General features: G+C 39.3%; 20 protein-coding genes and 2 pseudogenes. 14 read left to right on the forward strand and 8 right to left on the reverse strand.

Annotated elements, in window-relative coordinates:
- The first annotated feature begins 117 nt into the window (after nucleotides 1–117).
- The 3 genes and pseudogenes from J5F42_RS01315 to J5F42_RS01325 all read left to right on the forward strand — a co-directional run.
- Complete coding sequence (locus J5F42_RS01315) at nucleotides 118–675, forward strand: DNA cytosine methyltransferase (protein ID WP_079374280.1); 558 nt, start codon at nucleotides 118–120, stop codon at nucleotides 673–675.
- A pseudogene (locus J5F42_RS01320) lies at nucleotides 653–1219 on the forward strand (DNA-methyltransferase); the annotation flags it as partial. The gene J5F42_RS01315 and the pseudogene J5F42_RS01320, both read left to right, overlap by 23 nt.
- Nucleotides 1205–1834, forward strand: a pseudogene (locus tag J5F42_RS01325) (YgjP family zinc-dependent metalloprotease); the annotation flags it as partial. The pseudogenes J5F42_RS01320 and J5F42_RS01325, both read left to right, overlap by 15 nt.
- 87 nt (nucleotides 1835–1921) lie before the next feature.
- Here the strand turns inward: J5F42_RS01325 and J5F42_RS01330 are convergent.
- The 3 genes from J5F42_RS01330 to J5F42_RS01340 all read right to left on the reverse strand — a co-directional run bounded on the left by J5F42_RS01330 (nucleotide 1922) and on the right by J5F42_RS01340 (nucleotide 7376).
- Nucleotides 1922–4447, reverse strand: coding sequence for a TonB-dependent receptor family protein (locus J5F42_RS01330; protein WP_198973113.1), 2526 nt, complete (start codon nucleotides 4445–4447; stop codon nucleotides 1922–1924).
- Nucleotides 4448–4967: 520 nt separating this feature from the next.
- Entirely contained in the window at nucleotides 4968–5936 is a 969-nt protein-coding gene (gene rocF / locus J5F42_RS01335) for an arginase (protein WP_283491422.1), read from the reverse strand.
- Between the two features lie 12 nt (nucleotides 5937–5948).
- Complete coding sequence (locus tag J5F42_RS01340) at nucleotides 5949–7376, reverse strand: amino acid permease (RefSeq protein WP_078266222.1); 1428 nt, start codon at nucleotides 7374–7376, stop codon at nucleotides 5949–5951.
- A 195-nt stretch (nucleotides 7377–7571) separates the two neighbouring features.
- Between J5F42_RS01340 and J5F42_RS01345 the strand changes: the two genes are divergently transcribed.
- Nucleotides 7572–8714 carry an alanine dehydrogenase gene (locus J5F42_RS01345; RefSeq protein WP_283491423.1) on the forward strand — a complete coding sequence of 381 codons (1143 nt, stop codon included), beginning with the start codon at nucleotides 7572–7574 and terminating at the stop codon, nucleotides 8712–8714.
- A 120-nt stretch (nucleotides 8715–8834) separates the two neighbouring features.
- Nucleotides 8835–10610, forward strand: coding sequence for a DUF262 domain-containing protein (locus J5F42_RS01350; RefSeq protein ID WP_283491424.1), 1776 nt, complete (start codon nucleotides 8835–8837; stop codon nucleotides 10608–10610).
- Between the two features lie 10 nt (nucleotides 10611–10620).
- Here the strand turns inward: J5F42_RS01350 and J5F42_RS01355 are convergent, their stop codons facing one another.
- Nucleotides 10621–11349 (reverse strand): outer membrane protein, encoded by a 729-nt coding sequence (locus J5F42_RS01355; RefSeq protein WP_283491425.1) that lies wholly within the window; start codon nucleotides 11347–11349, stop codon nucleotides 10621–10623.
- Between the two features lie 185 nt (nucleotides 11350–11534).
- On the opposite strand from J5F42_RS01355, the gene J5F42_RS01360 reads away from it, so the two are divergent.
- The 5 genes from J5F42_RS01360 (at nucleotide 11535) to J5F42_RS01380 (ending at nucleotide 16385) form a co-directional block, all read left to right on the forward strand.
- On the forward strand, nucleotides 11535–12389 hold the full coding sequence (locus J5F42_RS01360; protein ID WP_283491426.1) for an NAD(+)/NADH kinase: 855 nt from the start codon (nucleotides 11535–11537) through the stop codon (nucleotides 12387–12389).
- 15 nt (nucleotides 12390–12404) lie between these two features.
- Nucleotides 12405–13979, forward strand: coding sequence for a DNA repair protein RecN (locus tag J5F42_RS01365; RefSeq protein ID WP_097699860.1), 1575 nt, complete (start codon nucleotides 12405–12407; stop codon nucleotides 13977–13979).
- Nucleotides 13976–15283, forward strand: a complete 1308-nt coding sequence (locus tag J5F42_RS01370; RefSeq protein WP_097699859.1) for a putative RqcH family protein — start codon at nucleotides 13976–13978, stop codon at nucleotides 15281–15283. Before J5F42_RS01365 ends, J5F42_RS01370 begins: the two co-directional genes overlap by 4 nt.
- Before the next feature lie 18 nt (nucleotides 15284–15301).
- Nucleotides 15302–15598 (forward strand): hypothetical protein, encoded by a 297-nt coding sequence (locus tag J5F42_RS01375; protein ID WP_000539108.1) that lies wholly within the window; start codon nucleotides 15302–15304, stop codon nucleotides 15596–15598.
- 124 nt (nucleotides 15599–15722) lie between these two features.
- Entirely contained in the window at nucleotides 15723–16385 is a 663-nt protein-coding gene (locus J5F42_RS01380) for a tetratricopeptide repeat protein (RefSeq protein ID WP_097699858.1), read from the forward strand.
- Nucleotides 16386–16424: 39 nt separating this feature from the next.
- Here J5F42_RS01380 and J5F42_RS01385 read toward each other — a convergent pair whose 3' ends face one another.
- The gene (locus J5F42_RS01385; RefSeq protein ID WP_283491427.1) at nucleotides 16425–17288 is read right to left on the reverse strand and encodes a 3'-5' exonuclease; all 864 of its coding nucleotides are present in this window, start codon (nucleotides 17286–17288) and stop codon (nucleotides 16425–16427) included.
- Nucleotides 17266–17919, reverse strand: a complete 654-nt coding sequence (rpe, locus tag J5F42_RS01390) for a ribulose-phosphate 3-epimerase (protein ID WP_097699856.1) — start codon at nucleotides 17917–17919, stop codon at nucleotides 17266–17268. The genes J5F42_RS01385 and rpe overlap by 23 nt, the downstream gene beginning before the upstream one ends.
- Nucleotides 17920–17989: 70 nt before the next feature.
- Here rpe and J5F42_RS01395 point away from each other — a divergent pair, with 70 nt between their 5' ends.
- Genes J5F42_RS01395 through J5F42_RS01410 form a run of 4 tightly spaced genes read left to right on the forward strand, consistent with a single transcriptional unit; the run spans nucleotide 17990 to nucleotide 20698 of the window.
- The gene (locus J5F42_RS01395) at nucleotides 17990–18862 is read left to right on the forward strand and encodes a class 1 fructose-bisphosphatase (RefSeq protein WP_078252746.1); all 873 of its coding nucleotides are present in this window, start codon (nucleotides 17990–17992) and stop codon (nucleotides 18860–18862) included.
- Nucleotides 18862–19065: a hypothetical protein gene (locus J5F42_RS01400; RefSeq protein ID WP_162966170.1), complete on the forward strand. Its 204-nt coding sequence runs from the start codon at nucleotides 18862–18864 to the stop codon at nucleotides 19063–19065. The genes J5F42_RS01395 and J5F42_RS01400 overlap by 1 nt, the downstream gene beginning before the upstream one ends.
- 12 nt (nucleotides 19066–19077) lie before the next feature.
- Entirely contained in the window at nucleotides 19078–19974 is an 897-nt protein-coding gene (locus J5F42_RS01405; RefSeq protein WP_097699855.1) for an SAM-dependent methyltransferase, read from the forward strand.
- Complete coding sequence (locus J5F42_RS01410) at nucleotides 19967–20698, forward strand: type II restriction endonuclease (protein WP_143429355.1); 732 nt, start codon at nucleotides 19967–19969, stop codon at nucleotides 20696–20698. The genes J5F42_RS01405 and J5F42_RS01410 overlap by 8 nt, the downstream gene beginning before the upstream one ends.
- Nucleotides 20699–20845: 147 nt before the next feature.
- On the opposite strand, the gene tsf is transcribed toward J5F42_RS01410, so the two are convergent.
- Both tsf and rpsB read right to left on the reverse strand, forming a co-directional pair.
- Nucleotides 20846–21913: a translation elongation factor Ts gene (tsf, locus tag J5F42_RS01415; RefSeq protein WP_097699854.1), complete on the reverse strand. Its 1068-nt coding sequence runs from the start codon at nucleotides 21911–21913 to the stop codon at nucleotides 20846–20848.
- Nucleotides 21913–22707 carry a 30S ribosomal protein S2 gene (gene rpsB / locus J5F42_RS01420; RefSeq protein WP_000258276.1) on the reverse strand — a complete coding sequence of 265 codons (795 nt, stop codon included), beginning with the start codon at nucleotides 22705–22707 and terminating at the stop codon, nucleotides 21913–21915. Before rpsB ends, tsf begins: the two co-directional genes overlap by 1 nt.
- Between the last annotated feature and the right edge of the window lie 84 nt (nucleotides 22708–22791).

Below are 22791 nucleotides of genomic sequence, written 5' to 3' on the forward strand. Positions count from 1 at the left end.
CCGCTTGACTTATCTTAGTCTTTCTTAAGCCATGCTTTGTTAGTAGCATTCTAAAACCCTTAAACAAAAACTAATGAGCGCTGTTTTATAATCCCTTTAAAAAATGAAAGGTTATTGTTGCTTGTTTCTCGCTTTTTAAACGCCATTGATCCCTTTAATTTGGGGGTGTTGTTGAGCCGTTTCCAAATTAAAAATGGTTGTATTTATGGGGTGTGTTCTTACAAGGCTTCAAAATTTATCTCTGGCTATGAAGAAAGCAAAGCGCAAGTTTTAAACGCTCTCAACACTTTAAGCGCATATCCAATTTGGCAATCCAATCAAGAAAGCGTTACAAAAATCAAAGGAACTTTTGTTTTCATTTTAGAAAACGACTTGCATTTAGACGAAAACTCTTTTTACAAGAAACTTTTAAACCTGCTCATAGACAACGACTTTTTTAACCGCTCTCATTTAATAACTCCCAGCAATGGCACCAACTCCCACCCTGAATTGCACCGCTCTATCACGCCCAGAGAAGCCGCCAGGATACAGAGTTTTAGCGATGATTATATCTTTTATGGCAATAAAACGAGCGTTTGCAAGCAAATCGGTAACGCCGTGCCTCCTCTTCTAGCCCTAGCCTTAGGCAAAGCGATCTTAAAAAGCGCAAGAAATGATACAAATCCATCACGCTGACGCTTTTGAAATCATCAAGGATTTTCACCAGCAAAATTTAAAAGTGGATGCGATCATCACTGATCCTCCTTATAACATTTCGGTTAAAAACAATTTTTCCACCCTAAAGAGCGCTAAAAGGCAAGGTATAGATTTTGGGGAATGGGATAAAAATTTCAAGCTTTTAGAATGGATCGCACGCTACGCCCCCCTAGTCAATCCAAACGGCTGCATGGTGATTTTTTGCTCTTACAGGTTTATAAGCTATATCGCTGATTTTTTAGAAGAAAACGGCTTTGTGGTCAAAGACTTTATCCAATGGGTTAAAACTAATCCCATGCCAAGAAACATCCACCGGCGCTATGTCCAAGACACGGAATTTGCCCTGTGGGCGGTTAAAAAGAAAGCCAAATGGGTGTTTAACAAACCCAAAAATGAAAAATATTTACGGCCCTTGATCTTAAAAAGCCCTGTGGTGAGCGGGCTTGAAAGAGTCAAACACCCCACGCAAAAAAGCCTAGCCTTAATGGAAAAAATCATTTCCATCCACACAAACCCGCCTGATGGCTCTGTGCATGTGTCTTGCCCCTTAAATTTAAACGATGAGAGCCTTAGGCTTTCTTTGATTAAAAGACTCCCTTGGATAAAAGAACAGCAACAAAATTTTTTAAACCAAAACAGACAGAGCCAAAGAGGAATGCTAGAGAGAGAAAGCCATTATCTTTTTGGGAAACGCTATTTATTAAAGATTGAACACACCATAAAAAAACACTTCGTCCTCCAAAGCCCTAAATATTTAATCTTGCATGTCCATCAAAAGACAAGCTTAGAAAACCGCTTAAAAGTGTTAGAAAACTATTACAGACAAGTTTTAAGAGAAAAAATACAAACCTATATCAACCAATACGAAAAGATTTTAAACGAGAGCATACAGAGCTTTAAAATCCAAAAAATGAAACGGATATGGGGGAGTTGTAATATTGCTAAACGCACCCTACTTTTTAACTTGGAATTGGCTAAAGCGCCTAGAAAGGGCATTGAATATGTGGTTGTGCATGAATTATTGCATTTAAAAGCACGCCACCACAACGAATACTTTAGGGATTTGCTGAGTTTGTATTTGCCTAATTGGCAAAGGGCTAAGGCCAGCCTCAAAGAAACTTATTTGGAATATTCTTAAATAAACTCCATCATCTCAATGAAACCGCTAAGCGGCTGATTTGAGCGGCTCATCATCGCTCAACAATCCCCCTCCTTTTTAAAGCCTTTAGAAAGTGTAGTTCAAATACGCTGTAACCGATCTTCCAGGCGCGGGTTGCAAGCCTGCAGGGCTAGAGCCAATCCCTGTAAAATAATACTTCATGTTGAAGATGTTGTTGATTTGCAAGCTTCCTGTAACTCTGTGTCGTCCGTTTTCCCAAAAAATTTGGCTCACTTGGATATTCCACACCCAATACCAAGGCAAGAGTCCTTCATGCTGGGTCATACACCAAGCTTCGCATTGATAGCCGCTATTAAGAACGCTTTCATAGTTGTTCCCCCCACTATAATATTGCATCCCATAATAGCCTCCTGCTGCACTGTTGCTAATCCCACTATAAGCACGGCTATAAAAATAGCTAGAAATACCAATGGTGGTTTTACGCCAATTGTAACGAGCGTCAAGAATGAACTGGAAAGGGCTTACAAAAGGGAAATGCTTGTTATAGCTAGTCCCTTTTAGCACATCCCCGTTCAAGTCGGTTAAAGGGCCATGGCTGGTTACACGAGTGTCAATGTAGTTGAAAGCGGCATGGAATTGCAACCCTCTAATAGGCCTGTAATACAATTCCAGCTCCACGCCTTGAGAATAGCCATTAATGGGGCGCACATTACCTTTCATGGGGCCGCTTGTATAGACTGAATACTGCCCGGTGGCAAAATCGCGTGCCCAAATCCTAAAGTAGTCCGCATTGAAGCTGAATTTATCTTTATAGGTGTAGCGCGCTCCTGCTTCCACCGTGTCAAAGTGTTGGGTGAAATACTCCGCTCCTCCATAGCTCAAAACGTCTAATTGAGGCGGGACGAAAGAGCGTTGGTAGTTGAAGTAGGTAAGCACATTGTGATCGCCTTGCACAGGGATAAAGCCAATGTTGGTTGAGGGCATCCAATTGTTCATGTGCTTGATTTTTCTTAAATCCTTCTCAGGGATTTGCGCCCAATTAGCCGCATTTTCGTTGTTGTATTGCACAAAAGCGTAGCGCAAACCAGGCACAATAAAAAAGCGCCCATCCCAAGCTTCAATGCGATCGCTCAAATAAACTGCTGTGTAATTGTTACGCCAGTTATTCCAGTTTCTATAAACGCCATGCTTGATGTGGGGTTTCCAACCGCTCATCACGTTAGCACCCTCACACAAGAATCCTGCCCCCTCACCGCTCGTTTTGGTGGTGCATTCATTGGTGTTTAAGTATTGGCGCTGTAAAAAAGTGGTGGTCATGAAACGCAAGCCCATGATAAAGGTTTGCTTGACTTTCCCGGTATTGACGATCAGATTCACTTTAGGCTCAAAAGCGTTGTTAATGGAGCGCACAGGGTTTTCTACTTCTGCCCAACCATTGTAGTTAGTGGCATAATAAGGCACAGCCAAGTTATACCCTGCCGGAAGTCCCGCCGCCCTACATGCCGCTTCGCTAAAACAAGTAACCATGTTAGCGCTATTGTAGCTAGAGCTCACTTGAAAGTCCCTAGTCATCAACTGCCCATAGTAGGTGAAGCTAAAAGTCCCGCCCACTTTGTCTAAATCCCCGAAGCGGTTTTCATACACAGCCCCAAAGCGTTGTGAGCGCCCGCCTTTTTGGTTTAAGGGGCGCAAATTAGCGAAGCGGTTTATTTTGTAATCTTGCTCGCTGAGTGATCCCGGTTGAGCGATAGCAAAATCGTAGTATTGGTAATAGGCTTTAATCCCATTGCTTTCATTGATGTCATAGACCCCATCTAGCCAATAGTTTGAAATATTAGAGGGGCTATTGTCCCTAAAGCCTTGTCCTCTAACCCAGTTAGCTTGCGCTTGGATACCCACATGCTTATTGATCATCCCTCCGCTTCTCACATAAGTGTTATAGAGGAGGTTGTTGCCTAAAGACTTGATGAAAGAAGGATCGCCGGTTTTATCAGGGGGAGCGGCAAACCCAGCGTTTCTAGCCTTAGCCCAATAAGTGATCCTTTCAGCCGCTTGGTTTTCCCATTGAGTAGGGATAGGCTTAGTGATGATATTGACAATACCCCCATAAGTGTTAGGCCCGTATTGCACGCTGCCTCCACCCTTGATCACATCAATGCGATCAATGGCTTGAAAGGTAACGGGGAAAATGTCTAGCTCAATGTGAGCGTAGGGGGCCATATAAACAGGAATACCATTAACTAACATCAGCGTCGCATCGCTATGCCCTGAACCTCCAGCTCCAAAGCCACGGATTTGGATAGTGGGCATAGCCCCCACACCTGTCGCATTCCTAATTTGCAGACCCGGGACATTCTGTAAAGCTTCTTCAATGCTTTGGTTAGCTTGTTGGGTGAGCGCTTTATTAGAGATCACCGTGCGGCTTCCTGTGTATTTTTTCACTTCTTCATCTTGCCAACTCTTAGGCGCGGTAATCCCGCTATAACCCAAATTGACCTGCCCAGAATAATCGGATTTATCCTTTTTCCCGGCAGTAGAAACCTTGCCCAAAGTGTAGTCTTTTTCCTTAGCGAACAAAGACTCTTGGCAAATCAAACTAGCAGTTAAAGCCAACAGAACTTTTTTATGCAACACAAACTCCTTGCGTTTTAAGAGATTAAAATGCTAAATTATTTAAGTTTTTTGAGTATAGTTGTACAAAAGCAAATAGCAGTCGTAGGTAATAAAAACAAAAAAAACTTAATAACATGCAGAATTTTGTCATAAAATTCTTAAATTTTTATCAATCCCGTGAAAATCTTTTTTTTTTTTTTTGATTTCGCTCGGTTTTAGTAGAAAATACCCATTTTTGACACACAATGAGCTTGCGTGCGTTCTCAAAACACACAAGACATTCTTTGACGCTAAAAGCGGTTTAACTTTCCATCTAAACACAGCCCCTTATAGAACAAAACATAAGCTGATAATCTAGGCCTAAGCTTTAAATGATCTCAAAAGCGCTAACGCCCTAAATGATTATCTTTTTGTGTTTGTGTGTATTACCATTTTAGTCTTAAAATCCTTGATCAAAAGCATTTTGCGTTCATTCTTTCTTGCATCTCTTGTTGTTGGTTTCATTTTTCAACCTTTTATCGTTTGGTTTGAAAAGCGATCAGCGACTCATTGCAAAAGATCGCTCCTTGTCTTTAATTTTACAGCGATTGATGATAAGATCCAAAATTTCTAAAACCTGCTTTTCTTCTTCGTTGTCGTGTTTGGCGCTCACTGTGGGGTTGTATTCGGTTACCTCAAGTGCTCCTAATCGGTCTTTAAAACTTTCTAAAAGCAAGCCCAATAATTGCTTTAATTCATCAAAACTCAGCCCGTTATTTTCACGCACGCCGGTAGAAGTGAAAAGCTTGCCATCCATAATGTCTAAATCCAAGCTAAGGTAAATAATATCCACCGCTTTTAATGATTCTTTGGTTTTTTGAACCACTCCTTGCATGTTTTCTCTTATCGCACCCACGCTAAATAAAGGAATTTCTAATTCCTTAATCACATCTCTTTCGCTCTGTTCTGTGCTTCTTACCCCAAAATACACCAAACATTTAGGATCAATTTCTAACCCTCCCTTTTCTAACCCCAAAGAGCAAAGCTTTTGCCATGCCTTTTCTTCGCTCTCGCTCATGCGATTAACCCCGCTACGGACACGATTTAAAACCATGCCTAAAGGCATGCCGTGAATGTGCTTTGTATCGCTGTCATAAGCCGTATGAATATCCGCATGCGCGTCTAAATACAAAATCCCTATTTTTTTGTCTTTATGAACGCTCCTAAAGGCTTGGAAAATCCCAAACATGTTCGCATGCTCTGAGCTTAAAATCAAAGGGAATTCTTTTTTCTCAAACACTTCTTTCATGCAAGGGATCAGATTTTCTTTACAAAAAAGGTAGTAATCTTCAAAATTCTTAGCGTATCTAAACTCTTTATAAAGCACGCACCGCTCTTGAATAATCGTTTGCATGCCTTTAATCACATCGCCATGCGTTGCGCTTAAAGCTTCTCTCAAACGCCTAACCCCTTTATCGGTGCCTCTTTTTGACGCTCCTAATTCCGCTTCCAATCCTACTAAAATCATTTTATCGCTCCTTCAAATTCCTTTTTCTTGCTGATAGCCCCATTTGTCCTTACTCAAATAATACGCCCCGTAGCAAAGCCCCATAAACACTAGCGTGAGATACCCTCCAATGCGTTCATTCGCATCCATATACGCCCCTATAAGCCCCACCAAGCACCCGCTGATGCCAATGATTTGGATTAAGGGATTAAGGGGGGCTTTATAAGGCAGATCTTTTAAGGATTTCCCCAAAGCCAGATACTCTTTCCTGAAGCGGTATTGCGCTACGCTGATGCTGATCCATACAATAATCACCATAAAACTCACCACATTGATCAAGCTTGCCATGATTTTTTCTGGTGCAAACGCTTCGGTGAGCATGCCAATAAGTGTAACCCCTAAAGATAAATACAAAGCATAAGTGGGCGTTCCAGAGGCGTTAAGTTTGGCAAAAAGAGGGAAAAACATCTTTTTTTGGCTTAAGCCATAAATCATCCTCCCTGAAGCGTATAGCCCAGAATTAGCGGTGGATAAAATCGCAGTGACGATGACAAAATTCATAATATCTGCTGCCATAGGGATACCCACGCCCAAAAAAGGCAAAGGGATTTTTTCTAAAGCGCTCACAAAAGGGCTTTGCGTCAAACCGCTATCCGTCATGGGCAAAAACACCGATACCACAAATACCGCTCCTAAAAAGAAAAACACGATCCGCCATAAAGTCGCCTTAATCGCTTTAGGCATGACTTTTTTCGCGTCTTTAGTTTCTCCTGCTGCAACGCCGATAATCTCTGTGCCCGTGTAAGCAAAAATCACCGCTAAAATCGCCCCAAAGAACGCCCCCACTCCTTTAGGGAAAAAGCCTTTTTCTAGCCCTTGAGTCTCCCCATTAAAATAGAAATTAGCAAACACGCCTTCAAATCCATGCAAATAAAACGAATAAACAATGCCAATGCCCCCAAGCACAATAAACACAAAGACCGCTAAAACCTTAATGGTGCTGAGCAAAAATTCGCCTGTGGCAAAAATCTTAACCGAAAAGAAATTCAATAAAAATAAAAGCGCAATGCATGCGATGACCCACACATACACAGGAATAGTCGGGAACCATCGTTGCATAAGCAAGCCTATAGCGATGTATTCCACTGCCACGGTTAAAACCCAGCTCAGCCAATACATCCAAAAGACCATATACCCGGTGCTTGGGTTAATAAAACGGCTCGCATAATCCCCAAAACTCCCTGTGGTGGGATACACGCTCGCTAATTCTCCTAAAGATAAAACAATAGAATAGACAATAATCCCTCCAATCAAATACGCTAAAAGCGTGGCTAAAGGGCCTGCGCTAGCGATATTCCCCCCTGTGCCTACAAAAAGCCCGGTGCCAATCGTCCCCCCTAAAGCGATCATCATCAATTGGTTGAAGCCAATGTCCCTACTTAAGGTTGTGTTGTCTTTCATAAACGCATCCTTTAATCGTTAAGTGAATTCTATTTTAAATCCCAACCAACGATTGCAAAATAATAAGAAAATGAATAACAAACAAACTTCATTGTGTAAAAGAGTAAAACCATTCAAGTTTTTGACAGAAAAACACTCAAATAGTCTTATTGAGCGAATATAATCATAATTGACACTACTATTTAAAGGATTAACATGACTATTGGGCTAGTTAAAGAAAGCATGGATTTAGAATCACGGGTGGCTTTGGTGCCTGATGATGTGGCGCTAATCGTTCAAAAGGGCGTGGGGGTTTTAGTGGAAAATAATGCCGGTGCTAATAGCGGTTATAGTAACGAAGCGTATGAGAGCGTGGGGGCTAAAATCGTGGATTCTAAAACAGCGTGGGGGCAGGATTTGGTGGTCAAATGCAAAGAGCCTTTAGAGCATGAATACCCTTTGCTCAAAGAAAAAGCGACGCTGTTTAGTTACTTGGATTTAGCGTATCAAAAAAGCTTGTGCGAAATGTTTATAGATAAAAAAATCACTTCCATTTGCACTGAAACCATTGCTGGGCCTAAAAACGACTACCCTATTTTAGCGCCTATGAGCGTGGTGGCTGGGAGGTTGGCTGCGCATTTGATCCAGCATTATTTGCTGGCTTTAGAGCATGTTAAGGGCTTTATGGGTAAGGGGGTCATGCTTGGGGGGTTATCGGGTGCGCAAAGGGCTAAAATCGTCGTAGTTGGGGGCGGTGTGGTTGGCATGGAGAGCGCGAAGGTGTTGAGCCAAATGGGGGCTAAAGTAACGATTTTAGAATTAGACTACGCCAAATTGCAAAACCACCCCTATTACCATTTGTATGATTTAGAAGTTTTAAGCGTGAATGAAGCCAATATCATTCAGGCTTTAAGTGGGGCGGTGGGGCTAGTGGGAGCGGTGCTAGTTACAGCGAGCCAAACCCCTAAAGTGATCTTAAGGAGGCATTTAAAACACATGCAAAAACAAGGGGTAGTGATAGACGTGGCTTGCGATTTAGGGGGGTGCATAGAGACCATACGCCAGACAAGCCATTCTAACCCGGTGTATGTGGAAGAGGATTTGTTGCATTATGGCGTGCCGAACATGCCAGGGATTGTCGCTAAAACGAGTTCTACGGCTTATAGCCATGCGAGCGTGCCGTATTTGTTGTATTATTTAGAGCATGGCTTGAAGGGTTTTTTAACAGCCAACACTAAGATCGTGGCGAACACCCTTGGAGGCTTGAGCGCTTATAACAGCTATATCACCCAAGAAGGCATCGCTAAAACCTTCAATCTAGCGTTCAAATCGCCTTTAGAGGTTTTAAAGGAGCTTTGAAGCGAGCTTTAAAAAGAGCATGGCGATAAACCATGCGTCTTAATGCGTAGAAATATTTCAAAAAAAAAAAAAAACACTTTTTAATGTTATAATCTATCCTAAATCATACAAGGGGTTTTTATGGCAAACGAAAGCATTAAAGGCGAAGCTTGTCAATTAAAAGGTATTTTAGCTACAGAATTTGATTGTTATTACCAAATCCCTATCTACCAACGCCCTTATCAATGGACAGAAGAAAACTGCAAAAAGCTTTTAGACGATTTGCTTTCTAGCTATGAATACTATAAAGAAAGCGGTTATTTTTGCGGCTCATTAGTTTTAATCGCAATTGGCACAGATTCCGAAACCAACGCTACAACCTATGATGTTGTAGATGGCCAGCAACGCTTAAGCACTTTCATTCTGCTGGCAAAAGTTTTAGCCACTCTCTATAATAATGAAGTTTTAAACAATAAAACTAGCAAAGATTTTTTAGAAAAGAGTTTGGGCGATACTGATGGAGAAAAAAGAAAGCGGTTGACTTTTAATACTATAGGGCTTAACGCTAAAGATGATTTTCAAGATGCCTTAGATTTTTTTGACGATCTTGATGCAAGCAAGGGTAAAAATAGCAAGAGCAACGACCCAAGCAAAGGTAAGAACAACTACTTAAAAAATGCGATTTGTTTAAAAAACTATCTTAAAGAGAAAGAGATTGAAAACATTAACGCTTTTATTAAGTGGCTGTATCTTAAGGTCACATTTATCAAAACCACTTGCCCCAATATAAGTATGGCGTTAAGGATTTTTAGTGTTTTAAACGCTAGAGGTTTGGCTTTGAATGCGACGGATATTTTTAAGGGAGAATTGTTAAAACACGCTAAAGAGCATGAGCGAGAAGAATTTGTGTCTCGTTGGAATGATTTAAGCCAAAAATGTTCAGATAATGATTTAAAAATAGAAACCTTATTCAGCTGGTATTTAACCTATCTCAATCCGGTAACTTCTAGAGAAAAAATGGAAAAAAGGCTCGTTACTTGGTTTAATAAGCTTAACAAAACCCCATTAGAATACCTTAAGGGCGTAGAAGATTTCTATAACGCTTATTGCGAGATATTAGAAATGCAAGATCGGCATGCCCATTTGCTCTCGTATAAAGACGATGATTATTTGTATGTTATTTTGTGCACTAGTTTGTTACACCGCTATAGCGATCAAGACATAGAGGCTTTAAAGGAATTGTTGGTCAAGTTTTACTACCAAGATTGGGTTGCAGGGCAGACAAAATCCACACGCAGCCAAACTTGTTGCAATATCATTGATGCCTTGAAAGAAAAGAAAAGCGTAAGATACATCGCTTCTATTGTTGTAAAAAAATATTTAGATGATAAAAATATCACGCAACGCTTTAAAGAAAACCTACAAGACAACAACTTATACACGAAATTCTACTTCGCTGGTAAATCCGTCAAAAAAAATTCATGGCTCAAACCCGTTCTCATTTTAGTGGAATATTTCGTGAGCGACGATCCTAAACCTAAACGCATTCAAATGGATAAAAATTTGCATGTTGAACACATTTTATCTCAACAACCTGGTCCTTCAAGCCAGTGGGTTAAAGACTTTAGCGAAGAAGAAAGAGGATTATACACGCATTCTTTAGCCAATCTCACGCTTTTAGGAGGCACGAAAAACGCTCAAGCTTCAAATTTGGATTTCAAAGAGAAAAAAGAAATCTATATGGGAAACGCTGTCAAGCTAGGTAAGGACAAGCGAGGTAGGGAACAAACTTTTAAGGTGATGACTTGCTATAAGATGACCATAGATGTTGCACAATACACAGAATGGACGCCCACAAGCTTAGAAAAAAGAAAAGAAGAGTTGATTAAACGTATTGAGAGCGTTCTAGCACTCTAGGGACGCACCCCTAGAAAGTGAACACATAATTCACATACCACGAATACACGCGCCTAAACCCTATATCCAAATTTTTTGCAGTGATATAGGGGTTTTTCTTTAGCATGGGGAATTTCACGCCCGCTTCAATACTGGAATGCTTTAAGATCCTTAAGCGAGCCCCCACATTGAATAAAAATTGGAAAGAAGTGGCTTTTTTGCTCACAAGGGCTTGTTCCACTAAAATGCCCTCAAAACTCGGTGTCGCCATAAGCCATGAATTGCCGGCCAATTGCACCCCACCAAAAGCCCCCAAACTCATGATGCCATTATTAATGACATTAACCATCACATCCATAGCCCCCCCATAAGTGAGCATGTTTGGCTCAAAAATTTTGGGATCGGCGAGGCTCGTTAAACGATTGATTTCTTGTTTCCCAAGAATTTGACCCGCCAATTGTGCCACTTCGTTGTTATAATTAGGATTTTTAAGCCTAATAGAATTAGCGTGGGCGTAATCAAAAAACCCATAAGCGCGCAAGCCAAAGTATTTCCCAAAGAAAAACTGATACCCTAAAAGCGCGTCAAAGCCCTTGATCGTAGCGTTAGTGGCTTGTTTTTGAGAATTAATATCCGCATGCATTTGGGCTTGTCCTTGCAAATAACCCGCCCCTAAAAAAACGCCATTGCCATCCATGGCTAATAGCGCGTTCATAGAAACAATCAAAGCTAACAAAGATTGAGAAAAAATTTTTTTCATGTGTGATTCCTTAACATAATGTTTACATTCCTAAAAAGAATACCCAAAAAACAATTAAAAACGATTAAAAAATGAAACATTAATAAAAATAAAAACTTTTCATGAATTTTACATAAGATGATAAAAAAGCGGATAAAATCCCCTTTTTTAAAATTTTGTTTCAAGCTTTAAGCTACAATATACGCATGAAAGATTCACATCAAACTATCGGCGTGTTTGTGCGGCCCACCCATTATCAAAACCCTCTTTTTGAAGAGCTAGAGCGAGCTAAAGAATGGGTTTTAAAGCTTTTAGAAGATGAAGGGTTTGGAAGCTTTATGATTGATAGCCTTGATGGAGCACAAGATGAACGATTGGTAGAAAAAGCTGATGCGTTTTTATGTTTAGGGGGCGATGGCACGATTTTAGGGGCTTTAAGAATGACGCATTCTTACAATAAGCCATGTTTTGGGGTTAGGATTGGGAATTTAGGGTTTTTGAGCGCGGTTGAATTGAATGGTTTGAAAGATTTCTTACAAGATCTCAAGCACAACAGGATCAAATTAGAAGAGCATTTGGCTTTAGAGGGCCGTATTGGAAAAACCTCTTTTTATGCGATCAATGAAATCGTGATCGCTAAAAAAAAAGCTTTAGGGGTTTTAGACATCAAAGCATGCGCGGGCCATACGCCCTTTAACACCTATAAAGGCGATGGGCTTATCATTGCCACGCCCTTAGGCTCGACCGCTTATAATTTGAGCGCTCATGGGCCTATTGTGCATGCCTTAAGCCAGAGCTATATTTTAACGCCCTTGTGCGATTTTTCTTTAACGCAACGCCCTTTAGTGTTAGGAGCGGAATTTTGTTTGAATTTTTGCGCTCATGAAGACGCTCTTGTGGTCATTGATGGGCAAGCCACCTATAATTTGAAAGCCAACCAACCCCTATACATTCAAAAAAGCCCCACGACTACCAAACTCTTACAAAAAAATTCAAGGGATTATTTTAAAGTGCTTAAAGAAAAGCTCTTATGGGGGGAAAGCCCTAGCAAAAAAAGATAAAAAAGGGTAAAAAACATGCGAGATTTCAATAACGCTCAAATCACACGCTTAAAAGTGCGTCAAAACGCTGTTTTTGAAAAATTGGATCTGGAGTTTAAAGACGGCTTGAGCGCGATTAGTGGGGCTAGTGGGGTGGGAAAAAGCGTTCTTATTGCGAGCCTTTTAGGGGCGTTTGGGCTTAAAGAGAGCAACGCTTCAAACATTGAAGTGGAATTGATCGCGCCTTTTTTGGACACTGAAGAATACGGCATTTTTAGAGAAGATGAACATGAACCCTTAGTCATCAGCGTGATTAAAAAAGAAAAAACGCGCTATTTTTTAAACCAAACAAGCCTGTCTAAAAACACGCTCAAAGCGTTATTAAAAGGTTTGATCAAACGCCTATCTAACGATAAATTCAGCCAGAATGAACTCAACGATATTTTAATGCTCTCCTTATTAGATGGCTATATTAAAAACGAAAACAAGGCGTTTAGCCCCCTTTTAGACGCACTTGAAGAAAAATTCACCCGCTTAGAGAAGCTAGAAAAAGAAAGGCGGTTATTAGAAGATAAAAAGCGTTTCCAAAAGGATTTAGAAGAACGTTTGAATTTTGAAAAAATGAAATTAGAGAGGCTGGATTTAAAAGAAGACGAATACGAACGCCTTTTAGAGCAAAAAAAATTGCTCTCTAGTAAGGAAAAATTGAACGATAAGATCGCTCTGGCGTTAGAGGTGCTAGAAAATACCCATAAAATCACGCATGCTTTAGAGAGCGTGGGCCATAGCGCAGAATTTTTAAAAAGCGCTTTGTTAGAAGCGAGCGCTCTGTTGGAAAAAGAGCAGGCTAAATTAGAAGAGTGCGAGCGTTTGGATATTGAAAAAGTGTTAGAAAGGCTTGGCATGCTAAGCGGGATCATTAAGGATTACGGGAGCATTGCGCATGCTAAAGAACGCTTAGCGCATGTTAAAAACGAATTGCATAATTTAAAAGAAATTGATAATTATTGCGAAACTTACCACAAAGAAATAGAGCAGCTAAAAACCGAATGCTTGAAATTGTGCGAAGAAATAAGCGGCTTTAGAAAAGAGTATTTAGCCGGTTTTAACGCTCTTTTAAGTGCTAAAGCGAAAGATTTGCTCCTAAAAAGCCCTAGTTTGATCTTAGAAGAAGCCCCCATGAGCGAAAAAGGCGCTCAAAAACTCGTTTTGAATTTGCAAAATTCCCAATTAGAAACCTTAAGCTCTGGAGAATACAGCCGTTTGAGACTGGCGTTCATGCTTTTAGAAATGGAGTTTTTAAAGGATTTTAAAGGCGTGTTGGTGTTAGATGAAATGGATTCCAACCTGAGTGGTGAAGAGAGTTTGGCGGTCTCTAAAGCCCTTGAAACCTTGAGCAGCCATTCGCAAATCTTTGCCATTTCGCACCAAGTCCATATCCCAGCGCTCGCTAAAAACCATATTTTAGTTTTCAAAGAAAACCATAAAAGCCTTGCAAAAACCCTTAATAACGAAGAAAGGGTTTTAGAAATCGCGCGCATGATAGGGGGGAGCGAAAATATTGAGAGCGCGATTTCTTTCGCTAAGGAAAAATTAAAGGCACAAGAATGAAATTTTTTCTTTTAAAGAAATTCAGCGAATTTTTAAACATTCAAACCCATTTCTCCCTCAAACGCTTGAGTGCGTCTAGTTTTTTATTAGAGACTTTTTCTAAAGAAAAACACGCCTTTGTTGTGGATTTGAATGCGCCTTATATCGGTTTGTCTAAAAAACCGCTAGAGAGCGTTTTAAAAAACACTTTAGCGTTAGATTTTTGTTTGAATAAATTCACTAAAAACGCCAAAATTTTACAAGCAAACATCATTGATAACGATCGGATTTTAGAAATCAAGGGCGCTAAAGATTTAGCTTATAAGAGTGAAAATTTTATTTTGCGTTTAGAAATGATCCCTAAAAAAGCCAATCTCATGATTTTAGATCAAGAAAAATGCGTGATAGAAGCCTTTCGTTTTAATGACAGGGTCGTTAAAAACGATATTTTAGGGGCATTGCCTCCTAATATTTACGAGCATCAAGAAGAGGATTTGGGTTTTAAGGGATTGTTAGACATTTTAGAAAAAGATTTTTTATCCTACCAGCATAAAGAATTAGAACACAAAAAAAATCAAATCATCAAGCGATTAAACGCCCAAAAAGAACGCTTGAAAGAAAAATTAGAGAATTTAGAAGATCCTAAAAATTTACAATTGGAAGCGAAAGAATTGCAAACTCAAGCCTCATTGTTGCTCACTTACCAGCATTTAATCCATAAGCATGAAAGCCGCGTGGTTTTAAAGGATTTTGAAGATAAGGAGTGTGCGATTGAAATTGATAAGAGCATGCCCTTAAACGCTTTTATCAATAAAAAATTCACTCTCAGTAAAAAAAAGAAACAAAAATCGCAATTTTTGTATTTAGAAGAAGAGAATCTAAAAGAAAAAATCGCCTTCAAAGAAAATCAAATTAATTATGTTAAAGGAGCGCAAGAAGAAAGCGTTTTAGAAATGTTTATGCCGGTTAAAAATTCTAAAATCAAACGCCCGATGAGCGGGTATGAAGTGCTGTATTATAAGGATTTTAAAATCGGTTTAGGGAAAAACCAAAAAGAGAATATCAAGCTTTTACAAGACGCAAGAGCGAATGATTTGTGGATGCATGTAAGAAATATTCCCGGATCGCATTTGATCGTTTTCTGCCAAAAGAACGTGCCCAAAGATGAGGTCATTATGGAATTAGCCAAAATGTTGATTAAAATGCAAAAAGATGCGTTTAATAGTTACGAAATTGACTACACGCAACGAAAATTTGTCAAAATCATCAAAGGAGCTAATGTCATTTACTCAAAATACCGAACTATTAGTCTAAAGGACACTTAAACACTTAAGGAGGTTAGCATGGGTGTTTCAGCTTTAGGCAATGTAACTTATATCAACCAAAACGCTCCTTTAAATTCTGCTATCCAACAGGGTGCAAGAAGTGATATGTTGGATTTAGCGCAAAGCTTTCAAAGCAAGCTTGAATTAGCCCAAGAAACAAGGGCGTTAGAAAACATGCAAGCTATTAGCGATAAAGACTCTAAAGAAGGCTCCAAAAACCGCTATCCAAACAGCCAAAGGGCTAAGGCGTTTGGCTTGGAAGAAGAAGAAATTGAATTGTGGCATGAAGAGCATTTGTTGGATATTGTGGGGTAAGGTATCGCAAATAATCCCCCTATCCTTTTATGGGTTTTTGCTATAAAACGATAAAAACAAAGCGGCTAAAACCCTACCTTTTAAACATTAAAGTTTTGAGCGTCAATACTGGTTACAAAGTGATATGAGCGTCAAAAAAGCGTTTTTTAAGGTTTTGTATTTGGGGGTGTTGTGTTCATGTGGGGGGTTAATGGCAGAACAAGACCCTAAAGAGCTTATGCTTTCAGGTATAACTATTTACACAGATAAAAATTCCACTAGAGCCAAGAAATATTTTGAAAAAGCTTGCGGATTAAACGACGCTGATGGTTGCATAATCTTAAGAGAGATTTATTCTAAAGCTATAACGAGAGAAAATGCAAGAGAAAGCATTGAAAAAACTCTTGAACACACTGCTACTGCTAAAGCTTGTAAATTAAACGATGCCAAAGGGTGTTCTAAAACAGGAGAGGCTTATTTTTTCGGTGAGGGCGTAACACAAAATTTTAAAAAAGCTTTTCAGTATTACTCTAAAGCTTGCGAGTTAAACGAGGCTCTGACATGCACGCTTGTAGGAGAGTTTTATCGTGATGGTGAAGGCGTAACAAAGGATCTTAAAAAAGCTTTTGAATATTCTGCCAAAGCTTGTGAATTGAACGATGCTAAAGGGTGTTACGCTCTAGCAGCGTTTTATAATGAGGGTAAGGGCGTAGCAAAGGATGAAAAGCAAACGACAGAAAACCTTGAAAAGAGTTGCAAGCTAGGATTAAAAGAAGCATGCGATATTCTCAAAGAACAAAAACAATAAAATCCTAGCCCTAACCAAGCCCCATTAAACAGCTTTCGTTTAACTGGTTGCTTTTATGATATTTAACAAGCCCTTTGTCCTCTCAAAAAGAGAAAACGGCGATGGAATCTCTTGGTATCTGGCTCTTGGGGGTCTTTTGATTAGGGTGTTAGCGCATTTGGAAAAATCAATCAAATCCATTGTCGTTTTGATGTAGCTGGGCAAGTTTAACAGGCATATTTCAAAGAGTTTATAGCTCGCTAAAGCGTCCGCATAGGCTCTGTGGCTGACTTCTATGCCAAACCCTAAAAGCTCTTTTAAAAAGCTCAAAGAATAACGCATGGACAAAATAGCGCGTTTGGATAAATCCAGAGTGCAAAGCTTTAAATTCAATAAAGGACAATGCAATTTTTCTACAAAATAACGCCCTAAAAAGTTGTAATCAAAATTAGCGTTGTGGGCCACAAACACGCTATTGCCTAAAAAAAGCCGCAGTTCTTGCAAAGCTTCATGCGCGCTTGGGGCGTTTAGGGTGTCTTCATAAGTGATGCCTGTAAGCTCATCGATATAATCAGGCACGCTTTTGACTTTCACAAGGGTTTCAAAACGATTGATGATTTCCCCCCCCTTCACTTGCACGGCCCCGATTTCTAAAATCTCATGTTTTAGGGGGCAAGAGCCGGTGGTCTCTAAATCAATAAAGGAAAAAACCTCATCTTTAAGGGGGGTTTTAAGGTTTTTGAGCGTGATTAAATTTTCGCTCGTTTCTACGAAATTAAGCCCACACGCTTTTAAATATTCCAAATTGATTTCATCATAAATAAGGCGAGAGAGCGATTTTTCTAGCATGCTTAAGCTTAAATCCTGGTGCTTTAAGCGAGCGATTAGGGCTTGAATGTCTTTATGCAAGAGACTGTCTGACATTCTGTAAGCCTTCAATAGCCAGCTTACGATCTTTAGATTTAAAAATATAACTCCCTGAAACCACCACATCCACGCCCGCTTGTTGGAGTTCAAAGATATTTTTATCATTCACGCCCCCATCCACTTCTAAAAGACAGCTAGGGTTGTAGCGTTTGATCAATCCTTTAACTTTCAAGCACTTTTCTAGCACCAGATCTAAAAACTTCTGCCCACCAAAGCCCGGATTCACGCTCATTAAAAGCACTAGCCCCACGCTTTCTAGCAAATATTTAATGCTTTCTTCATGCGTGTGGGGGTTTAGAACAATGCCTGGCGTGATGCCTAGATTTTTAATGAGTTGCAACACCCTGTGAGGGTGTTTTTCATTTTCTGCATGAATGCTAATGATTTGCGGGTTTAAAGGAGCGAATAATCCCACAAAAAAGCTCGCATTTTCTACCATTAAATGCACATCTAAAGGCACTTTGCTTATTTGAGTAACCTTCTCTAAAACCACAGGCCCCATCGTTAAATTAGGCACATAATGCCCATCCATCACATCCACATGCAAAAAATCAGCGTTACTCACGCTCTCTATCTCTTTGGCTAAATGCATAAAATCAGCGCTCAAAAGGCTCGGAGCTACTTTCAAAATACTTCCCTATTTTCAATGTTTTCAAGTAAAATATTAGCATCTTTAATCAAATCATAAAAGGGTTTTTATGGATTACAAACATTTTAAAGGCAAGCATGCAAACATCGTTATAGAAATCATCAGTCTTTTAGAAAAAGGGGTTAAAAAAGCCCAAGAGATTTTAGAAAAACCAGACGCTGGGAGTTACACTAAATTAGAAAACAGCAGTGGGGATACGCCTATTAAAGCGGATTTAGCCCTAGATAAGTTTTTAGAAGAAAATTTTTTGAGTTTAGAAAACATCAAAAGCGTTTTTAGCGAAGAAAAAGAAACGCCTGTTACTAAAGAAAACGGCTCTTATTTGATCGCTTATGACCCACTAGACGGGAGTTCAGTGATGGAGGCGAATTTCTTAGTAGGCACGATTATAGGGGTTTATGAAAAGGATTATAAGGCGCAAAATTTAGTTGCAAGCCTTTATGTGGTTTTTGGGCATAAAATAGAGTTAGTGGTGGCTTTAGAAGAAGTTTATCGTTACGCCTTTTACCAAAACAAGTTTCATTTTATAGAAACCATCGTTTTAGAAAATAAGGGTAAAATCATCGCTAGCGGAGGCAATCAAAAAGATTTTTCTTTGGGCTTAAAAAAGGCTTTAGAAGGGTTTTTTGCAGAAAATTACCGCTTACGATACTCAGGATCTATGGTGGCTGATGTCCATCATGTGTTGGTTAAAAAGGGCGGGGTGTTTTCCTACCCGCAAAAGAAATTGCGAAAGCTTTTTGAAGTTTTTCCTTTAGCCTTGATGGTTGAAAAAGCTAAAGGGGAGGCGTTTTATTTTGATAAGGGGGTTAAAAAGCGTTTGCTAGAACAAAGCGTGGAAAGCTACCATGAAAAAAGCGAATGCTATTTAGCCAGCCCGCATGAAGCTCACATTTTAGAAAAATATTTAAAGGGAGAATGATGCAAAATAGCGTTAAAAAATTAGAATATGAAGAGCGTTTTAATGACGCTCTTTTGAAATTGCAAGCATGCCAAGAAGAAAAACAAGTAGCGAGTTGTTTGAAATGCGAAAAGGTTTTGAATTGCAAGATCCGCAACAGCTATGTGGATGCGGCTTATGAGAGCATGAGTTTAGGCGAAGCGGGCGGGTTTGATTTCAACTAAAATGGGATTAAAATGGTTAGTAATACTACCTTGCAAAAGAATTTAGACGCTTTTTACACCCACCCCAAAATCGCGCGATTTTGCTTGGATTTACTAAAAGATCTCATCGCTCAAAATCTAGGGCTAGACTTAAACGCATTCCATTTTTTAGAGCCAAGTGCAGGGAGTGGGAACTTTGTTGATGCATTAAAAGAATTAGGGATTGCTGATTGGGACGCCCTTGATATTGCCCCTAAAGCTCAAGGCATTCAAAAAAAAGATTATCTGTTGGAATTGATTGAGTTTGATAAAAAGCGTGTCATTGTTGGCAACCCTCCTTTTGGGCATAGAGGGAAATTGGCTCTAGATTTTTTAAACAAATCTTTAAACGAAGCGCCTATCGTAGCGTTTATTTTGCCCAATTTATTCAAACGCTATTCCATTCAAAAACACATTGATAAGCGTGCAAAATTGGTTTTAAACGCTGATTTGGAGAAAAACGCTTTTATTTTTAATGAACGGCCCTATGACGTGAAATGCGTTTTTCAAATCTATATGCATAAAAATATCGCCCTAAATCTTAAAGACGAACGCATCATTGCACCCCCTAAAATCCGCCATAATGACTTTATTACTTATATTCATAACAACACGCCACACACCCTTAAATATTTCAACAAAGAAAAATACCAATGGGATTTTGCGGTGGTGAGACAAGGCTTTTATGATTACAACGAAAAGATCACCAATGCAAATTTACTGATTAAAAACCGACAATATTTTTTCATCAAAGCCCATTCTAAAGAAGCTTTAAGGATTATCCATAAAATTGATTTTAACAAACTCGCTCATAAAAACACGCAAGTTTTAGGGTTTTCTACTTATGATTTTGTGGAAGAATATTGCAAATTAAAGGAAATGCATGCTTGAAAAAGTGTTCCAAGAAATTACCAATAAAAGAAAGTTTTTTGCAAGTTCTAGCACAGGGGAGCAGTTTGAAAACCAATTTAGGAATGAATTAAAAAAACACTTTAGCGAAATCAATGGCGATTTAACAGAAAAATTAAGCCATATTGAAGAAAAGCCTAATAAAGAAATCAAAACCGCTTTTAACCAACTCAAAAAGCAAGTTTTAGAAAAAAACCACCCAGACACTCTTAAAAACCCTTTTTCAAACCTTACAAGCCATTTTTTGTACCAGCCTTTTGGCTCACAAAATTACCCTGATTTTTTGGTTTTTATTTTTGATTATGTGGTAGGGATTGAAATCAAGTTTTCTAAAAACGATAAGGGTGAAAAAAACCTTCAAACTTCTCGCCCCATGTGGAATTCAAACCTACCTAAACCCAATGCGATTTATGTGTATGGAGTCGCTAATGCAGACATCACTTTTTTTAAAGGCTCAGATATTTTGAGTTATGAAACCAGAGAGGTCCTGCTCAAGTATTTTGATACTTTAGATAAAGATGAAGAGAGTTTGAAAAACGCCTTAAAGGATTTAGAAAACCCTTTTGGGTTTGCCCCCTACATCAGAAAAGCTTATGAGCATAAAAAGGAATTTTCTAACCACCACCAGATTGAAAGCTTCTTTTCGCCTAACCACATTTTAAGAGAACAGAATGTCTTAGAATTTTTGAAAACGCTCACTCATTAGCATATTTATTTCCCATTTATCTATTTCTTGTAAAATACAAGTTTATTTTTAATATAAAGAAATTGATGATCAGTCTTAAAAACGAGATTAAATAAAGAAAGTTGAAAGGTTAGAAGAAACAACCTTTAAAGGTTGTTTGCTAAAATCTCACTTCATTTGCAAAGCCACTTCTTCAGCGAAATTTTCTGCCTTTTTCTCAATGCCTTCGCCCAATTCAAAACGCGCATACTCAGTGATTTTTAAATCATCATCCCACTCTTTGGAACAATCAGCGATGACTTGAGCGATAGTTTTTTTATCGTCCATGACATAGAATTGCCCTAAAAGGGTCAGGCGTTGATCAATAAGGGTGTTATCAGCGATAAATCTTTCCATTTTTCCAGGAACGATTTTATCCCAGATTTTTTCAGGCTTGCCTTGTGCTTTTAATTCGTCTTCAAAAGCTTTTTTTTGGTGTGCTAAAACTTCATCGCTCAATTCAATGCGGCTCCCAAAAGTGGGGATATTTTTCAAAGGTTTGCCCAAGCGTTTAGCCTCTTCATTGTCTTTTTCAATTTCAGCGATCAAGGCTAAAGTTTCTTTTTTGACAAAATCAAGGCTAAAGTCTTTGCAATCTAGCACTTGAGGTTTCATCGCTGCGGCATGCATAGCGATGTTTCGGGCTAATTCAACCACTTTTGGAGCGTTTTTCTCGTTATTGTATTTCATGGTGATTAGCACGCCCACTCTGGCGTTAGAATGCGCATAACCATTGATGATATGAGAGCTAGGGGCTTTTAAATGAGCGATTTTCCTCACTAAAATGTTTTCACCAATCACAGCGATTTGAGAGTGCAAATATTCTTCAAAAGGCTTGTTGTCTAACGGGCTTTTAAGCAGTTCTTCTGGGGTATGAATGTTATGGGCTTTGATCGTTTCTAAAGTTTTTTTAACCAATTCCTTAAAGCCCTCATTTTTAGCCACAAAATCCGTTTCGCTATTGATTTCCACCATCATTGCGCTTTTAAAATCAGGCGCAACTTCTAAAGCGACTACGCCCTCAGCAGCGATCCTATCGGCCTTTTTAGCGGCTTTACTCAAGCCTTTTTCGCGCAAGAAATCAATGGCCTTTTGCAAATCCCCAGCCACTTCTACAAGGGCTTTTTTGCAATCCATCATGCCCGCATCGGTTAAATCCCTTAATTTTTTGACTAATTGAGCGCTAATTCCTGACATTATTCGGCTCCTTGAGTGATTTCTTTTTGGATTTCAGCGAGCATTTCTTCTTTTTCTTCATTGCTCACGAACTCTATCTCTTCGCTATTCTCATCCGCATGGACGATTTCTTCTTGCATGAGTTCTCGCCCCTCTAAAATCGCTTCGCTCATTTCTTTACAGAACAATCTAATAGAACGGATCGCATCGTCATTTCCAGGAATGGGGTAATCCACTAAATCAGGGTCGCAGTTAGTGTCTAAGGGGGCCACGATAGGGATATGGAGTTTCCTTGCTTCAGCGACAGCGATTTTTTCTTTAGCCACATCAATCACAAAAATCATATCAGGGATTTTTTTCATGTGGCGCACCCCGCCAAGATACTTGTCCAGCTTTTCTTTTTTCCTTAAAATCATGAGCTTTTCTTTTTTAGTCAATAGATCAATTTGACCGCTATTTTCCATTTCTTCAATGATTTCTAATTTCCTAACCGATTTTCTAATGGTGCTAAAATTAGTCAGCATGCCACCAAGCCAGCGGTAATTGACATAAGGGACTTGAATGCTTTCAGCAAATTCTTTCAAAGTCTCATTGGCTTGTTTTTTAGTGCCTACAAACATGATGCTCTTGCCTTGAGCGCTCGCATCGCGCACGATATTATAGGTGTATCTAAAATAGCGCAAGGTTTTTTGCAAATCAATAATATGGATATTTTTCCTAACGCCAAAAATGAATTTTTTGGTTTTAGGGTTCCAACGCCTTGTTTGGTGTCCAAAATGCACACCGCATTCTAATAAATCTTTCATGGTTACCATGAGAATTCTCCTTAAAGTTATTTTGGTTCTCTTCCTCCATGCTCATTTGATTCTTAAATTTCTTAAGAACACCTAAATACAAGG

It is taken from the genome of Helicobacter pylori, from assembly GCF_030062585.1.
Lineage (GTDB): Bacteria > Campylobacterota > Campylobacteria > Campylobacterales > Helicobacteraceae > Helicobacter > Helicobacter pylori_CN.

What these genes read in the sequence shown, in the direction of transcription:
- rocF (WP_283491422.1), bottom strand. Translation starts at nt 5,936, where the DNA reads ATGATTTTAGTAGGATTGGAAGCGGAATTAGGAGCGTCAAAAAGAGGC.
- J5F42_RS01340 (WP_078266222.1), bottom strand. Translation starts at nt 7,376, where the DNA reads ATGAAAGACAACACAACCTTAAGTAGGGACATTGGCTTCAACCAATTG.
- J5F42_RS01345 (WP_283491423.1), top strand. Translation starts at nt 7,572, where the DNA reads ATGACTATTGGGCTAGTTAAAGAAAGCATGGATTTAGAATCACGGGTG.
- J5F42_RS01350 (WP_283491424.1), top strand. Translation starts at nt 8,835, where the DNA reads ATGGCAAACGAAAGCATTAAAGGCGAAGCTTGTCAATTAAAAGGTATT.
- J5F42_RS01355 (WP_283491425.1), bottom strand. Translation starts at nt 11,349, where the DNA reads ATGAAAAAAATTTTTTCTCAATCTTTGTTAGCTTTGATTGTTTCTATG.
- J5F42_RS01360 (WP_283491426.1), top strand. Translation starts at nt 11,535, where the DNA reads ATGAAAGATTCACATCAAACTATCGGCGTGTTTGTGCGGCCCACCCAT.
- J5F42_RS01365 (WP_097699860.1), top strand. Translation starts at nt 12,405, where the DNA reads ATGCGAGATTTCAATAACGCTCAAATCACACGCTTAAAAGTGCGTCAA.
- J5F42_RS01370 (WP_097699859.1), top strand. Translation starts at nt 13,976, where the DNA reads ATGAAATTTTTTCTTTTAAAGAAATTCAGCGAATTTTTAAACATTCAA.
- J5F42_RS01375 (WP_000539108.1), top strand. Translation starts at nt 15,302, where the DNA reads ATGGGTGTTTCAGCTTTAGGCAATGTAACTTATATCAACCAAAACGCT.
- J5F42_RS01380 (WP_097699858.1), top strand. Translation starts at nt 15,723, where the DNA reads ATGAGCGTCAAAAAAGCGTTTTTTAAGGTTTTGTATTTGGGGGTGTTG.
- J5F42_RS01385 (WP_283491427.1), bottom strand. Translation starts at nt 17,288, where the DNA reads ATGTCAGACAGTCTCTTGCATAAAGACATTCAAGCCCTAATCGCTCGC.
- J5F42_RS01395 (WP_078252746.1), top strand. Translation starts at nt 17,990, where the DNA reads ATGGATTACAAACATTTTAAAGGCAAGCATGCAAACATCGTTATAGAA.
- J5F42_RS01400 (WP_162966170.1), top strand. Translation starts at nt 18,862, where the DNA reads ATGCAAAATAGCGTTAAAAAATTAGAATATGAAGAGCGTTTTAATGAC.
- J5F42_RS01405 (WP_097699855.1), top strand. Translation starts at nt 19,078, where the DNA reads ATGGTTAGTAATACTACCTTGCAAAAGAATTTAGACGCTTTTTACACC.
- J5F42_RS01410 (WP_143429355.1), top strand. Translation starts at nt 19,967, where the DNA reads ATGCTTGAAAAAGTGTTCCAAGAAATTACCAATAAAAGAAAGTTTTTT.
- tsf (WP_097699854.1), bottom strand. Translation starts at nt 21,913, where the DNA reads ATGTCAGGAATTAGCGCTCAATTAGTCAAAAAATTAAGGGATTTAACC.
- rpsB (WP_000258276.1), bottom strand. Translation starts at nt 22,707, where the DNA reads ATGGTAACCATGAAAGATTTATTAGAATGCGGTGTGCATTTTGGACAC.